The 15,565-nt window shown below is 58.8% G+C and carries 16 protein-coding genes; 14 read left to right on the top strand and 2 right to left on the bottom strand.

The window, feature by feature from the left end; all coding sequences use genetic code 11:
* Positions 1 to 3 precede the first annotated feature (3 nt).
* Genes IB265_RS33400 through IB265_RS33410 form a run of 3 tightly spaced genes read left to right on the top strand, consistent with a single transcriptional unit; the run spans position 4 to position 2,640 of the window.
* Positions 4 to 528, top strand: a complete 525-nt coding sequence (locus tag IB265_RS33400; RefSeq protein WP_192495956.1) for a WGR domain-containing protein — start codon at positions 4 to 6, stop codon at positions 526 to 528.
* Positions 528 to 1,100 (top strand): hypothetical protein, encoded by a 573-nt coding sequence (locus IB265_RS33405; RefSeq protein WP_192495957.1) that lies wholly within the window; start codon positions 528 to 530, stop codon positions 1,098 to 1,100. The genes IB265_RS33400 and IB265_RS33405 overlap by 1 nt, the downstream gene beginning before the upstream one ends.
* Positions 1,101 to 1,113: 13 nt before the next feature.
* Positions 1,114 to 2,640, top strand: coding sequence for an RNA ligase family protein (locus IB265_RS33410; RefSeq protein ID WP_192495958.1), 1,527 nt, complete (start codon positions 1,114 to 1,116; stop codon positions 2,638 to 2,640).
* Here IB265_RS33410 and repC read toward each other — a convergent pair whose 3' ends face one another.
* Both repC and IB265_RS33420 read right to left on the bottom strand, forming a co-directional pair.
* Complete coding sequence (gene repC / locus IB265_RS33415; protein ID WP_192495959.1) at positions 2,641 to 3,750, bottom strand: plasmid replication protein RepC; 1,110 nt, start codon at positions 3,748 to 3,750, stop codon at positions 2,641 to 2,643.
* Between the two features lie 170 nt (positions 3,751 to 3,920).
* A complete protein-coding gene (locus IB265_RS33420; RefSeq protein ID WP_192495960.1) occupies positions 3,921 to 4,127 on the bottom strand; it encodes a CopG family ribbon-helix-helix protein in 207 nt (68 codons plus the stop codon).
* A gap of 343 nt (positions 4,128 to 4,470) precedes the next feature.
* Between IB265_RS33420 and IB265_RS33425 the strand changes: the two genes are divergently transcribed.
* The 11 genes from IB265_RS33425 to IB265_RS33475 form a co-directional block, all read left to right on the top strand.
* Entirely contained in the window at positions 4,471 to 4,863 is a 393-nt protein-coding gene (locus tag IB265_RS33425; protein WP_192495961.1) for a helix-turn-helix transcriptional regulator, read from the top strand.
* 121 nt (positions 4,864 to 4,984) lie between these two features.
* Positions 4,985 to 5,212, top strand: a complete 228-nt coding sequence (locus tag IB265_RS33430; RefSeq protein ID WP_192495962.1) for a hypothetical protein — start codon at positions 4,985 to 4,987, stop codon at positions 5,210 to 5,212.
* 47 nt (positions 5,213 to 5,259) lie between these two features.
* Complete coding sequence (locus tag IB265_RS33435) at positions 5,260 to 7,677, top strand: hypothetical protein (protein ID WP_192495963.1); 2,418 nt, start codon at positions 5,260 to 5,262, stop codon at positions 7,675 to 7,677.
* Between the two features lie 108 nt (positions 7,678 to 7,785).
* On the top strand, positions 7,786 to 9,102 hold the full coding sequence (locus IB265_RS33440; RefSeq protein ID WP_192495964.1) for an AAA family ATPase: 1,317 nt from the start codon (positions 7,786 to 7,788) through the stop codon (positions 9,100 to 9,102).
* Complete coding sequence (locus IB265_RS33445; RefSeq protein WP_192495965.1) at positions 9,102 to 9,743, top strand: sigma factor; 642 nt, start codon at positions 9,102 to 9,104, stop codon at positions 9,741 to 9,743. The genes IB265_RS33440 and IB265_RS33445 overlap by 1 nt, the downstream gene beginning before the upstream one ends.
* Before the next feature lie 7 nt (positions 9,744 to 9,750).
* Positions 9,751 to 10,299 carry a hypothetical protein gene (locus tag IB265_RS33450; RefSeq protein ID WP_192495966.1) on the top strand — a complete coding sequence of 183 codons (549 nt, stop codon included), beginning with the start codon at positions 9,751 to 9,753 and terminating at the stop codon, positions 10,297 to 10,299.
* Positions 10,300 to 10,304: 5 nt separating this feature from the next.
* The gene (dnaE, locus tag IB265_RS33455) at positions 10,305 to 13,670 is read left to right on the top strand and encodes a DNA polymerase III subunit alpha (RefSeq protein WP_192495967.1); all 3,366 of its coding nucleotides are present in this window, start codon (positions 10,305 to 10,307) and stop codon (positions 13,668 to 13,670) included.
* Positions 13,667 to 14,269, top strand: a complete 603-nt coding sequence (locus tag IB265_RS33460; RefSeq protein ID WP_192495968.1) for a hypothetical protein — start codon at positions 13,667 to 13,669, stop codon at positions 14,267 to 14,269. Before dnaE ends, IB265_RS33460 begins: the two co-directional genes overlap by 4 nt.
* Positions 14,270 to 14,329: 60 nt before the next feature.
* Positions 14,330 to 14,899, top strand: coding sequence for a hypothetical protein (locus IB265_RS33465; protein WP_192495969.1), 570 nt, complete (start codon positions 14,330 to 14,332; stop codon positions 14,897 to 14,899).
* A 76-nt stretch (positions 14,900 to 14,975) separates the two neighbouring features.
* Complete coding sequence (locus IB265_RS33470; RefSeq protein ID WP_192495970.1) at positions 14,976 to 15,239, top strand: hypothetical protein; 264 nt, start codon at positions 14,976 to 14,978, stop codon at positions 15,237 to 15,239.
* Between the two features lie 127 nt (positions 15,240 to 15,366).
* Positions 15,367 to 15,565 (top strand): hypothetical protein (locus IB265_RS33475; protein WP_192495971.1); only part of this gene is annotated, 199 nt, incomplete at its 3' end.

A 15,565-nucleotide genomic window follows, 5' to 3' on the forward strand; every position in this document is an offset into this window, starting at 1 on the left:
GCTATGTCGATCTATCCGATCAAGTCCCGCGCGGTCACGCTCGATCACCGGGGCGGCACGAAGTCTTATCATTTGGTCCTGATCGAGGCCGCAAACGGTCACTGCGTTGTAATCAACCGCTGGGGCAAGACCGGCGCGTTCGGCGAAATCAAGGTCGAAACCTTCGACAGTCCGATTAAGGCGCAAAAGGCCTGGGATAAGAAGGAGCGCGAGAAGGTCGGCAAGGGTTACGCCCAGAAGGGCGGAACGCGCGATCGCACCGCGGCCGATGTCTCCGAGCTGCCGAAGGTCGTCGACGCCATGACCTTCAACAAGATGGGCGCTTCCGCAGTCAAGCACCTCGATCCCGCCTTCGACACGTCCGGAATGCGCGAGGCTGACGATCCTCAGTATGACGAGGAGACCGGCGCAAAGCTCGATACCGCACGCAAGGCTGACATCGCCGACGCCATCGAGGCGCAGCGTATCGCGGACGCCGAAAAGGCTGCACGCGCCTATGACGACAACGATCTCTACGGGAGGTTCTGATGCCGACGAAGAACTACTACGTCAACCTGGACGACAGCCGCAATCAGTTCTCGTTCGTGTGCCCGATCTTCGAGGTCACGACCAAGATCTCCATGTGCTTCAAGCTGCGCGAGCTGTTTTGGGCCGGCGCTAAGCCTGATGTTCGCAAGGGCTGCCAGGCGTGCATGAGGGCGAACAAGTGCCCGGCTGCCGCAATCGTCTCACAGCGCCGGCAGCCTGGTCGTAGCTGGCAGGACGACTATGCGTCCGACGAGCCGGTCGTCGGCAAGATCCGCAGGGATATTCTCGAACGCATCCATCGCCCGATGGTTGTCGAGGCGCACTATCGCGAGTTCCCGGTCTCCGACGCCGAGCGCCTGAAGATCGAGACCGCATCTGATCGCATCGGCAAGATGATCGGCGCAGCACCGCTGCCGAGCGACGACGGGGCATACGTTCGTCCGACGTTCTCAGGCGACTCCTCTTCGGCCACGAAGAAGCGCCGCGTCACGAAGCCGAAGGCTGACAACACCAACTCGGTCAGCGAGGCAGCCAAGTCCGGCGATCTCGCAGCCGCAATCAATGCCGCCTAAAGGAGGGGCAATAATGGACGCATACGCAGTTGCACGGCTGATCGAGGACATCGGCGCCACGTCATCACGAACGGAGAAGGAGCGTCTGACGAAAACGCTCGCCGAGTCCGACATCGGCAAGTTCGTTCTGAGCTACGCCTACAATCCCTTCATCACCTACGGCATTACGCCCGTCATTTCCGAGAACGCCGGCAAGTTCCGCTTCGAGTTCAAGCAGAGCCTGGTCGAACCGCTCTTGAAGAAGCTCGCCAATCGCCAGCTGACTGGTATGGCTGCTGAGCGCGAGATCGGCGAAGTCATGGGCGCGCTCAATGAAGATGGTCAGCGCCTGCTGTTCCTCATCCTGTCGAAGGATCTCAAGTGCGGGATCGCCGAGAATACGATCAACCAGGCGATGCCTGGCCTGGTCCCGGTCTTCTCGGTCCAGCGCGCTCATCCGTATGAAGCCAAGCGCCTGAAGCCGGGCAAGGTCTATAAGGGCGAGTTCAAGCTCGACGGCCAGCGCAATACGTTCCTCTGCAAGGACAACAACGGCGGGTTCTTCACGCGCTCGGGCAAGCGTGTGCCGGCGCTCGACTTCCTCGTGCCGATCGTCATGCAGGCGGCGTTCTATGCGGTGTCAGCGGCCAGTCCCGAGCTGAAGGCGTTCCTGCGGCGCGACGGCGAGGAAGTGCTGAACTTCATGCTCGACGGCGAAGCGATGATGGGTCTGTTCGAGGACACCGGCGCGTTCCGTCGTAAGGAAGCCGACGCGATCGGCTCCGAGCTGCACCTCTACGACTTCCTCGGCTACGACGACTTCGATGCCGTCGGCTCTGTTGGTCCGATCCTCGAAGTCCGTCGCAAGGCGCTTGCCGAGTTCGTGCAGCACGCCAAGAAGGCGCTGGCCGGCTCTGCCAACGCCGATGCGATCCAGATCGTGCCGCAGGTTTTCATCAACAACGACGCCGAAGCCCAGGCATTCTTTGAGCGCGCCCGCTCGATGACGCTCGCCAAGTATCTTGCCCGCGGCAATGCCGAGCGCGAGGCTGAGCTGCTCAAGGTCACGATCGACCGCGCGACCGGCGAACCGAAGATCCTCGAAGGCGCTGTCATCAAGGATCCCGAAGCCAAGTATGACAAGAAGAAGTCCTACGCCTGGATGAAGATGAAGGCCGAGGAGACGATCGACCTGCGCATCACTGGCGCCTATCCCGGTGAGCTGCACACGGAGTTGGAAAACACCCTCGGCGGGATCCAGGTGCTGCACGGCGAAGTCCCGGTCAACGTCGGTGGTGGATACAAGCGCACCGAACGCGACGAGCTTTGGGAGCTGTGGCAGGAAGACCTGAAGAACGGCACGCTCGAAGTCACCAAGGTCGAGAACAACAAGAAGCGGTTCGACTATACGCCGAACCCCGGCTACACGCCGAAGCTTGTCGGCCGCATCCTCGAGGTCGAGTTCATGGAAGTGACGCCGGACGGCTCGCTGCGTCACAACCGGGCCATTCGCTTCCGCGACGACAAGGACGGCGAGATCGAGTCCAAGGAAGCCGCATAATTATCTCCTAAGCAATCGGTGGATCTCGTTCGCGAGGTCCACCTCTTTATTTCGGATCAGCCGAACCATCACGCGGAAATACCCTCCGACGTTCTTGATAGGTTTTGACCCCGGCGCCGGCCTGATCTGCATTTGCAGCACATAAACCAGAGTAGCCGACGCGCCCAGCAGCCCAATTTCGCGGGTAGCCTCCTCCCAGGCCGACGGCGACACGCCATATGTGCCCCGCTGGCGCGACACGGCCATTATCAGGTCGCGGTCGCTGCGCACCTCTCCAATAAACTCCATTGCATCCGGGCAAGCCCTCACCAGGTCTTCCACGTTGGCGACCGGTTTCGGCGCTTCCGCCCTCACATTTTCAGAGCCGTTGTTACAAGACTGGTCAGGGGCATATTTGTTGTTGTCTTTGTGACGGCAAGAATTGCCGGCAGAGGCGGCATAATACCTTGCTTCTGCCTCTTGCCTGATTGCCTTCCAGGCATCGCGGGCGTTGTCGGCCGATCCCGCTGCCGACCGGCGCGGCGTGACTCGTGCAAGCTCAAGGGCGCGCGCCGTCAGTTCGGTGATATCTTCTTCGGGATAGACCTCTGCAAGCGTCCTGAGCGCTTCCTGGGCCGCTCTGCGGTTGATCGTCAGCTCATCGAAAGCCAGTGACCGTTCGCGCTCGACTTCTTTGATCGCGGCAAGGCGATCGCGGAACTCATCGAGCCGGCCGAGGAGGGGAGAAAGGTCGAAGCCGTAGGCTCGCACGATTTGTCCTTGGGCAGACCTCTGGGCGAACCGCTTGCCGTTCGGCGAATCCTTCGACGTGATCACACCTTCCTCGATCAGGCGGGAAAGCGCGTAGCGAATAGACCGCTCAGGAATTCCTGTGCGCTCACAAAGGAATTCGTTGGACGGCCAGACAAGGATTCGACCCTCGACCAGTTCACCGCGGTAGCAGCCGACGAGCTGATCCAGGATAAACCTGGCGCTCGATGGAAGATGAAGCACTCTCGCGGCTATATGAGAGGCTTCGAATAAGTCTTTCTTGTCCGCTATTTGTGGCTCGATCCACGCAGGAAGCGTTGGATTAAGACCACGCCAGCCGGACGACTGTGCGCTTGGCATTTTAACCCCGAATTCCGGGCAAAGCTTCGCCGTCCACTTCTAATGAAGTGTTGACAAATCAGCGGTGATTCGAGATAAATGGCCTTGCTAACTGGCTTCACGTATCCCGACGGATCTGTTGAATCACCGCATTAAAGACCCTGGGATTGCAGTCCTGGGGTCTTTTGCTTTTAAGCCCTTTGTTGGTTTCCCTCGATAAACATGTGAATGGCAGCCGCGACGGCCTCAGACCGATTGCGATACGCGCCGGATTTAATTAGAGCGTCGAGCCGCTCGGTGAGTTTTCCTTCCATCCACAGGAGAACTTGCTTTTCACCCCGGGACTCCTTCTTGTCGCGATATTTTGCGGCAGGGGAGATAGTAGATTGGATACCCATGCTGACCTCGACTCATGCAAATCACGTTCGCTAGTGATGTCCCGATTCTACTGATTTGCCAAGACCCACAATTTACTCCACTTGTAATTGAATAAGCCTTTGTTTCGCCACTTTAAGTCGCATAAGGTAAATTATGGAACTAAGCGACCACAGGCGCTTTCAGAGAAACTGCCCAATAATGAACGTGGCTGGAAGAGTCCAGAAAATAAGTAATCGTTGACTTATTTTCTTTGTGTGGTCTAAGAGTTTTCATACCTTCCCATGCGTTCGACGCTATAAATCAAAGTGTCAGAGCGAGAAACGCAACGAAGCGCATAGCCGCATACCAGGGGACAATATAAAAATGGCCACGCAAGCCGGAACACCAAGCAGATTTTCGAACTACATTTTTAAGAAGCTGATGGAGTCCTCCAAATCTCAAAAAGAGATCGCCGAGGCCGTCGGTTATAAGAACCAGAACATGATCACCATGCTCAAATTGGGCCATGTCAAGCTCGCTCTGGACCGCGTGCCTGCTATGGCAAAGGCTTTGGACATCGATCCCTTGGATCTGTTCAAGATCGCCCTTACCCAGTTCTACGACGACCAGGCTGTTAGAATGCTGACGGAGATCATCGAAGCTGGCACCTCGTCCGCGGAGAAGAAGATACTCCGGATCATTCGTGACGCTTCCGGCGAGAACACACCCACACTCACACCAGAAAGAGAAAAGGCGCTCGCTGAGTTATTCAGCTAGGTTCGTCGCGCTCTCGATCTGACGCGGATGAATGGATGGCCTGCTATAACCATAGCAGGCCCTCTTTTTGTTCAGCGGTATAAGTAATCGCTGACTTAACTCACAGATAGGAAAATCGCCCATGTCCGATAGCTCATCCTTCCTGCGCAACCTCTCGATCGACAACGAATCTGCCTACATGCTGGCGATGGAGCTCGAAGAGAGGCAGGAAGATGCCATGAACGGCTGCACGATCTACTCGGGCAAGCATCCCATTCACGGCAATATTCACGTCGTTGTTCCGGCGATCGGGGACGCAAAGGCGCTTCTGCCCTTCCAGACGAAGCCTGTAGTTCTCCGTTCATTTTGAGATTAAACATAAGTAATCAAATACTTATTCGAAGGAGTTAGCGACGCATGAACCGCGACATCATTGAACTGCGCGAGGTCGTTCAAAAGCTCGTTCCTCTGCTCGCCGGCAAGGGTCTTGTCGTGACGCAACGTGGCTCGCAGGCGTATGTGAGAACCAACCCGCGCACGCGCATTCCCGAAGAGGTCAATATCCCGAACATTCCGGACAACGCATCGCCTGAATTCCTTTCGGCGATCGGCGGGTTCATCGACCACGAGGTCGGCCACATTCTTGTGACCGACTGGAATTACTACGGCGGCAAGGGCGGCATGAGCGAGCGGGATCTGCGTGATCCGAAGAAGGTCGCCTTCATGCAGACCCACAACATCATCGAAGACGTGATGATGGAGCGGGAGATGTGCAAGATCTTCCCCGGCTCGGCGCGCAACATCGGAACGATGCGTCTCTGGTTCATCGAGAAGATCACCAAGGAAGCGCTCAAGACGGCCAAGACCGATCGCGACCGCTTCTCCTATCTCGTCGTGCCGATGATGCGTGCTCTCGGCGATCACGAGGAGTTCCAGGACTTCATGGATCGCGGCAAGCATTGGGACAACAAGTATTGCGCCGAGCTGCTCAAGACCATGAAGCCGGCCACCCTCGCCGCCCTCAAGACTTGCTCTACGACCAAGGAGACGCTGGCGATCGCTGAAGAGGTTCATGCGATCATCATGGGCAAGGTGCTGCCGCCTCCCCCTGCCAAGCCTGAAAAGCCGAAGGAGGAGAAAAAGAAGGAAGAGGAGAAGAAGGACAAGGGCAAGTCCAAGGACAAGCCCGAGAAGGAGGCTGACGAAGGTGATGGCGACGGCGAGCGCGATCACAAGGAGAAGAAGCCCGGCGATGATGGCAAGGGCGAGAAGAAGGATGAGGACGATAAGGGCGAAGGTGACGGCGATGCTGAAGCCGAGGAGCAGGAAGATAAGGGCAAGAAGCCCGAATACGACAAGAAGGAACAGACGGCCGCTCCCGAGCCCGATGAGGACGAGGAAGGCGACGAGGATGAAGCGGATTCCGGCGACGACGCTGGCGATGATGGCGAAGACACCGATGGTGACGACGCCGGCGACGATGACGATGCGGCTGATCCTGACGGCGACGTGGGCGACGGCGACGAGACGGATGACGCTGCTGGCGCAGCTGCGGGTGCGTCGGATGAAGCAGGCGAAGACGATGGTGAGCCCGACGAAGATGACGAAGGCGAAGCCGCGGTTGGTGTAGGTGGTGTTGGACGCGACTCCGGCGACGATGAGGACGAAGACAGTGACGACGGCGACGGTTATCCCGACGATGACGACGACGACGAGCGCCGCAACGAGGTGAGCGAGATCATCACTGCCGGCGCTGACGGTGGTGGAGTGGGTGATCCTGACGAAGGCTCCGACCAGGAGACGCAGGGAGGAGGAGGCGGTGTCGGCAACGGCATGTCCAAGTCCCTGTTCGACTACGAGGACGGTGACTTCGAGGACGTGGATATGGCCTCGCAGATCGCAATCAAGATCTCGGAAGAGGCCGTGCTTGCGATGGATCCGAAGCAGTATCTGGTCTTCACGCGCGAGATGGACCGCATCGAACCTGTGCAGCTTCCTTCTGAAATGAAGAAGCATTGGGTTCCGAAGCTGGAAGATGATGTCCGGCAGATGACCTCGAAGATGCAGAAGGACATCGAGCGCATGATGGCGTCTCAGTCCCACGTTATCCGCACGCCTGGTCATCGCAACGGTCGGCTTCATGCGCCGTCGCTGTTCCGTGTTCCGCAGGGTGATCCCCGCGTGTTCACGCAGAAGCAGGAGCATGTGTCGAAGGATACGGCTGTGTCCGTGGTCATCGACAACTCCGGCTCGATGGGCGGCGAGAAGATGTCGCTGGCGATGGTTGCCGGCTACGCACTCTGCACCACGCTCGACCGCGTGAAGATCGCCCATGAGGTGATCGGCTTCACGACGGGCGGCTGGTTTGGAATGCCCGAGTCCCTGCGCCAGGCGCTTGCCGATGACGCCAAGAAGTCCCGGATCAATTGGGATCGCACCGGACCTCTGGTTCTGCCGATCTACAAGACCTTCGAGGAGCGCATCACCGCGACCGTCAAGGCGCGCTTTGCGTATATGCGCGAGGCTCAGCCTGGTCTGGCCGGCAACGTCGACGGCGAGTCCCTGGAATACTGCGCGGAGCGTCTGCTGAAGCGCACGGAGAAGCGCAAGGTCATGCTGGTTCTGTCCGACGGCCAGCCTGCCGGCTCTCACAAGGCCGGCCCTCACCTGTCCTATGTCGTGCAGCAGCTCGGCAAGATGGGTATCGAATGCGTCGGTATTGGTATCAAGGATGACAGCGTGAAGCGCTTCTACCCCAAGTATACCGTTCTCCATAAGGCCGAGGATCTCCCCGGCCAGGTGATGACGGAAATCAAGAAGATCCTGACGGCCTAAAAAAAGTAAGCGGGAGCTTATGATTCCCGCTTGCATCCCAACTCAGAAATAAGTAATTCATTACTTACAGCGCAACGCGAAAGCGCTCTTTCACAAAGAGGGAATGTCATGAGCCAGGCAGCAGAAGCCGGCGCAGCTGCAACTGCGTCCGACGACAAGATCACGTGCCACATCGACAACGTTCGGGTCCACTCGATCCAGGCGCACATCGAGAAGAACCACAAGAGCGATTGGACCGTCGCCCGCTACCAGGCCGAGTTTCCTGGTGAACCGCTTTTCTCCCAGACCGCGCTCGATCTGATCGCCCGCAAAAAGGCAGAAGCTGCTGCCGCAGCCGCTGTCGCCGAGCAGACCGGTGCCGCGCCTGTGGCAAACATGGCGACTTCGGTCGCAGCGCCGGCAGCCAACAAGATCACGGTCTCGACGGCGTTCTTCCACGAGCTGTTCGAACTCGGCAATGCGCAAGCGGCCATGTCGTCCAAGGGCCAGCCGATCCCGGTCAAGGTTCTAAATGGTCACGACCAGCTGTCGGCCGACTACCTGCCGGAAGTGGACAAGAGCTACGTCTTCAACATCGACCTGCTCAAGAAGGTCATCATCGGCCTTGAGCTGAACATGCCGACGTATCTCTGGGGCTTTCACGGCACTGGCAAGACGACGATCCTGCAGCAGGCCGCAGCCAAGACGCGCCGTCCGTTCATTCGTGTCCAGCATACGATCAACATGCAGGAGTCGGACGTTCTCGGTCAGTGGACCGTCAAGTCGAAGCCGGTCGAGGTTGAAGAGATTGGTCCCGACGGCGCGATCGTCAAGGTTCAGAAGCAGTCGTCCGTCACCGAATACCAGCTTGGTCCGTTGCCGCTCGCAATGATCAACGGTTGGGTCTACTGCGCCGACGAATACGACTTCGCGATGCCGTCCGTGACTGCCGTCTATCAGCCGGTTCTCGAAGGCCAGGCGCTTCTGATCAAGGACGCTCCTCCGCACTTCCGCAAGATCGTGCCGCATCCAAACTTCCGCTTCGTCGCGACCGGCAACACCAACGGCATCGGCGACGAGACCGGCCTCTATCAAGGCACGCTCGTTCAGAACGCCGCGAACTATTCGCGCTTCGCGATCACCGAAGAAGTCGAATACATGGCAGCGTCGATCGAGACCGCGATCCTGCAGTCGAAGACCGGCATTGACGCCGCATCTGCAGGCAAGATCGTCAAGATGGCGAACGAAGTCCGCAAGATGTTCCGCGACGGCAAGATCACCATGACGGTCTCGCCGCGTGAGCTGATCCGCTGTGCGTCGCTCGGCATTGCATACGGTGGTAACTGGACGCTCGGCATGGAGCTTGCCTTCGCCAACCGCCTGTCGCGTGTCGATAAGAAGGTCGTCCAGGAATACATGCAGCGCGTCTTCGGAGCTGCAGCGTAATGGCTATCAAGCGTGATCCGAAGCTGGACAAGGCACAGGTCGAGTCCTTCGCATACAAGGTTCTCAAGCGCGTTCACGCGCTTGGGGCCAAGTCCCAGACCATCGACGATGTGAAAAGCGAACTCTGGATCGCCTGGTGCATCGCCTGCGACCGTTACAGCGCCGAAGGTGGCGCGTCGTTCTCGACGTTCCTCTACAGCGGTATGCGCCTGCACATCAACCGGTGGATCGAGAAGAACTTCGAGCGGTTCCACGAAGAGACCGTCGCCGCATCCCTCGATGCGCAGGTCGATCTCGGTGAAGAAGGTCAGGGCAGCGAGATCGGACAGATGGTCGCTGACACGTCGGAGCGCCAGGACGAACGCTACCAGCGCGAAGATTGTTTCGCCTACGCGCTGACCAGGCTCTCGCCGCGCGCCGGCCAGTTCCTGAAGTTCCTCAAGGATCATCCGCCCGAGCTGATGGTCATGATGAAGGATCTTGAGGCCAAGGCCGCATTCGCAAAGCAGCAGGGCGTCACCTACGCCCAGCCGCAGCGCATCACGTCCTCGATGCTGTTTGACTTCATGGGTGCGAGCCGCGTCGAGCGCAAGCAGATCATGGATGAAGTCACTCAGATCGGGCATCTGATTTCACAGTAGGACGACAATGACGACCATTCCTGAATTCTCACCCGGTTGCTTTGGTTCTGCCGTCGCCTTCAAGAAGGACGATACGGTCTGCCGTGCGTGCCCGTTCGCTGCGACGTGCGAGCCGGCGCATATGGAAGCACAGACGGCGCTGCGTGAGCGTTACGGGATCAGGACGACGCAGCAGGTGCTTTCCGACACCAAACAGCAGCGTGAAGCCGAGAAGGCTCAGCGCCAGGCTGCCAAGGATCCGGCCACGCTCGTCCTGCCCAAGAAGACCCAGGATCTGATCGATCGCCTGGACCGCGGAAACTATGACGTTAAGGGCAAGTTCTCGCGCGGCGAGAATCCCTTCGGTCAGTCGATGCGCTTCATGCAGATCGTCGGACACCTTCTCATCCACCTCAAAAATGCTCGGCTCGATCGCCAGCTCCTCGCGGCCGCCTTCGTCAAGAAGCTCGAATGGCAGCAGGGAACGGCTGACGCCCACGCCCGCATGGCTATTCAGGCGCTCGAACATATCGGCGCGATCACCAACACCGACGGCGTAATCGCTCTCAAGGGATAAGCACCATGCACTCGATCCTTGCAGCGCGGACTGATTTCTCAGTCGGCGAAAGCATCCTCACGACCAAGTTTCTGATCAAGAACGCCGTCGATGCCGGCGCGAAAGCCGTCGCGATGACCGACACGATGTCGATCACCGGCATGATCGACTTCACGAACAAGGCAAAGGCCGCGGAGCTGAAGCCTGTTATCGGTGTGCGCCTGCGCTTGGTTGACAATCCGACCTGGCGCCCGGGTGACGGCGAGAAGAAGAAGGATATGCCGCGTGGCTACTTCCTGACCGTCTACGCGCTCAAGGAAGCCGGCATGAAGGCTATCTTCCGGCTGCTCTCGCTCGGCAACTCCGACACCCGCTTCTATTACGAGCCCAAGCTCGGCTTCGAGGATCTCTACAACGAGATCGCCAAGCTCGACAGCAACGATGTCGCGATCGTCTTAGGAGACGCGCACAGCGTCCTGGAGCATCCGGACGCCCGCGACATCGTGTCGGCGCTCACCTTCGCTCTGGATCGCGTTTATGCCCCGCTGCTGCCCGTTGACACGCCCTATTACGGTCGGTTGAACGAGCTGGCGCTGCATCACATGAAGCTGAACAACAAGGTGAAGCCGATCGTCGTGCGCCCGGCCTTCTACGGGCAGGGCGAAGCCGACACCCAGGAGATCATGACGGCGATCGCCGACAACAACAAGGTGACGGACGGCTGGTTTAAGTCGCGGCACAATCGCGACATGCACGTCATGGGCAACGCCGAACTCGTCGGTGAAATGAAGAAGGCGGTCGCGCATCTTGAGAAGCGCGGCGCCACTGGATCCGCGGCTCACTTCAAGCAGGGACTGCTCAATACGGCTGAGCTGGTCAATGCCGTCGAATATGAATGGAAGAAGGCAGATGTCTCACTACCGGTTATGTCGGCGAACGAATTCCAGTCGGTCGTGGAGGAGTGCAAGAAGGGCTGGAAGGAGCGCTTTAGCGAAGCCGTCTTCGGACACCAGCCCGAAGCAGCCGATCTCGTCAACGTCTACAAGCCCCGCCTCGCCTACGAGCTTGAAACCCTCAAGCGTCTGAACTTCTCGGGCTACTTCCTGCTCGTGCAGGATACCGTCCAGTTCGCCAAGAGTAATGGCATTCTCGTCGGTCCTGGTCGTGGTTCCGTGGGCGGATCCCTGGTCGCTTATCTGATGGGCATCACTGACTGCGATCCGATCCGCTTCGGGCTGCTGTTCGAACGCTTCATCAATCCTGAACGTATCGACTTGCCCGACGCCGACTTGGACTTCATGTCCGAGCGCCGTCACGAGGTCGTCGAGTATCTGACCAAGAAGTATGGCAAGGATCGCGTGGCAGGTGTCGCCAACTTCGGCACGCTTGCCTCTGCATCCACCATCCGCGATGTCGGCCGCGTCACTAATATTCCCGAGAAGGACTATTCCGTCTCGAAGTTCGTGCCGAAGCTTCACGGTCAGAACGTCTCGCTGCCGGACAGCCGCAAGGCCGTGCCTGAGATCGATGACTTCGCTTGTAACTATCCGGTGCATTGGCCGATCATGGAGCGCCTCGAAGGCACCATCCGCAACTTCGGCCAGCACGCGGCCGGCATTGTCGTCGGTGGGTGCGATCTGGTGGAGCGCGCCGTCATCACGCGCGGCAAGGAAGGATCTGTCGTCTGCTGGGACAAGCGCATCGTCGAGGATCAGGGGCTGGTCAAGATGGATATCTTGGGCCTCACCACGCTCGACCTGATCAAGCTGACGACGGACTACGTGCGCGAGAACTCGGGCAAGCGCCTCGATCTCAACCGCATTCCGCTCGATGACGAGAAGGTGCTTGCCAACTTCGCCAAGGCGAACACGACGGCTGTCTTCCAGTTCGAGTCCGGAGGTATGCGCCGGCTCCTGAAGGAACTCGGCTGGTCGGGCTCGATCACGTTCGAGGACATCACGGCCGCGACCGCTCTCTACCGTCCTGGCCCGATGGAGTCAGGCATGATGGACAGCTTCTATCTGCGCAAGCAGGGTCACGAGCCGATCGAATACGACCACCCGATCATGGAGCCGGTGCTCGAAGAAACCTTCGGCGTCATCGTCTACCAGGAACAGGTCATGAAGATCTCCCAGGTGATCGCCGGCTATTCAGGCGCTGCCGCTGACAAGCTCCGCAAGATCATGGGCAAGAAGCTGCCCGAGGAGATGAAGAAGGAGCGCAAGAAGTTCTGCGATGGCTGCGTCGCTACGATCGCCTGCACCGAGGAATGGGCAGGCGAGCTGTTCGACAAGATCGAAGGCTTCGCCGGTTACGGCTTCAACAAGAGCCACTCGGTCGAATACACCCTGATCTCGTATCAGGCGATGTATCTGAAGACCTATCATCCTGCCGAGTTCTACGCGGCCGCTCTGACGATGCTGAAGGAAGAAAAGCTGACCGGCATCATCCGTGACGCGCGCCAGCTTGGTATCGACGTGTCGATGCCCGACATCAATATTTCGACCGACCGCTTCGAAATGGCAACGCCTGTCCGTCTGGTCATGCCGTTGCAGCGCATCAAGGGCATCTCGGAGAAGGCGACGACCGCAATCCTCGAGGCGCGCAAGACCGGCCCGTTCATCAACAAGGCCGACTTCCTGTCCCGCGTCGAAAAGCGCGTCTGCAATGTCCGCGTCCAGAATGCATTGGATCTCGTTGGTGCGTTCTCGCGCATCGAGCCTGGACAGGTTCCGGCGAATGATCCCTCGCGCATTAAGGATCAGATCGAGCTTCTGCCTGGCCTGATCGCGAGCCACGTTCCGATCGGTCACGAGCTGAACAAGGACAAGGATACGAAGGTCTATCTCGGCGAGCTGGTCGATGAATACCGCGCAGCGCATGGTCCGACTTCCGGTGCCGGCATCGATGGCTATCCGGTCAAGCCGTTCTTCGGCAAGAGCGCCGACTTCATGATTATCTCCGATGCCCCGGGCAACGAAGAGGATACGGGCGGCGTCATGGGCTTCTCGATGTCGAACAACGCGGTCGTGGAAGCGATCGAGTCCGCTTCGCTCGATAGGTCGAACGCCTACTGGACGGCCCTCATCAAGCGCCCGAAGCGCGGCAAGCAGGTCACGCCTGACGAGATCGCCATGTATGCGCCCTACCTGGAACGGGAGATCGAGCTGCTCAATCCGCCGATCATCGTTCTGATGGGCTCGACCACGACCAGGCACTTCCTTCCGGACTTCAAGGGCAAGGCATCCGACCAGGCCGGCACGGTGATCTACTCCAAGAAGTATGACGCCAATCTGGTCGTCGGCTTCTCGCCGGGCGAAATCTACCACGACCCGGACAAGCAGCAGAACATGAACGACGTGTTCGCCGCAGTTGCGGATTGTCTCGCATGATGTGGGATCCTGGCAAGAAGATCCTGGCGCCTCAGATGGCCGTCAAGATCGTGTCGGCGCCTGAAAAGCCCAAGACGCTGTATGAGCGATTCAAGGACTGGTTCACCGAAGGTGACAGTGCCTACCTCAAGCGCCAGGCCGAGATCCGGGCGAAGGAAGAGGAGAAAGCCAAGCTCGCAGCAGCCGCGGCGCCACCGCCTGCCCTCGGCTGGTGGGACGGCAAGGCCTTCACGAACACAATGGTTTTCGAGGACGCAAGAACCGCGACCTGGATGGCCCGCGATCGGCGCGTCCCGTGGTCGCCGAGCGGGCTCATCCTTCACCAGTATGATGCTGAGGAGTGGAACGACATGGAAGAGAGCGAGCGCGAAGACGCCATCCTGGAATGGCAGAAGATCAATCACCTCAGCACCCTCGGCATTAAAGCGCCTGAGATGGATCTGCAGGAAGCGCATGTGCGCCGAATGGAGAAGAAGGCAAAGGCTGACCAGCTCGCCCGCGACATGCTGGATCACAAGCGCAAGCTGGAAGAGCAGCTCAAGGAAGCCGAGGAGCGGGAGAAGCTCTACGAGGGTAACGCGACCTACGGCGCGTTCTAATCGACGCACTCCGATCACCCCTTCGCTATAATTTACGTATCTCAAGCAGAGGAAACCAGAATGACGACCCCGACCACCGCAGACGCTGCAAAGGAGACGATGGGCTACCAGGTCCGCGACTTCATCGATGCCGCTCAGTTGAAGCGCGACCTTGCCTATTCCCCGCATAACCTGACCGACGCCATGATTACCCAGGCGTCCATGTTCTCGCATTACGGCGTGCTTGCGGCTGACGCGGCAAAGCAGGTCGATGTGGTCAAGATGCTGCTCGAAAACACGGAAGCTGCCGTGTCGCAGATCGTTCGCGACGAAGCGGCTTCGGCCGGCGAGAAGGTCACGGAAGGTGGGATCGCAACCAAGATCGCTCGCCATCCCCGCGTCATCTCCATGAAGAAGTCGCTGAACGAGGCGAAGCGCGTCGAAGCCATCGGTAAGACGGCCGTCGAAAGCTTCCGTCATCGCCGTGACATGCTCGTCCAGCTCGGCCTCATCCAGCGTGAGGAGATGAAGGGCGAACTGTCGATCCAGGCCAAGACTGCCCGTGAAGATGCGGCTGACGCTTCGCGCGATCAGGTGCTCAACCGCCTGGCTCGCAAGGCCGCTCAGACCGCAGAAAATTCTGCAAATTAAGTGCAATCCGTCGTCATTTACGCTATAAAGTAAGTAAGCACTTACTTAGTGTGACGCCCTTCAAAGGAAGATCCTCATGGAAGCAATCATTGCATATCTCCGCAAGCTCGTTGGTCTCGAACTGACCATCGACCGCGTGGTGTCTCGTCAGAGCAAGGTCGTCCGTGACCTCGATACCCTCGAAACTCTGCACAAGGCGAAGGCCGACAAGGCCGAACGGCGCGCAGCCAAGGCAGCAACGGCCGCCGAAACCGCCCGCCTCGAAGCCGCTGATGCGGCCGAACTGTCGAACAACTGGAAGAATTCGGGACTGATCCGCCCTGCCCGCAAGGCAGCCTGATTAGTCACGGGACTTAAGCGATCCCATCGACGTTTCGCTATAAGTAGTTAGCTAAATAGCTAGATAGCTAGGCAGCAAGTCGAAAGCACTAAAGTCCAAAGCACAAAGCACGAAGGAATAAAGTCACATGGCACTTAGCCCTGAACTGAAGAAGATGGTCTCCGGCGCAAAGAACAAGTATTCTGGCGGCTCCGGCAAGACCATCAAGCCCAAGGACGGTCGCAACACCTACCGTCTGCTCGCACCGACGCCCGCCCAGGCTCCTTGGGTTCCGGCTTCCGGTCAGTATTGGGCCGATCTCGGCGTCCACTGGATCAAGGCCGATA

Origin of the sequence: Ensifer sp. ENS10 (genome assembly GCF_014852025.1) — a bacterium.
GTDB lineage: Bacteria > Pseudomonadota > Alphaproteobacteria > Rhizobiales > Rhizobiaceae > Ensifer.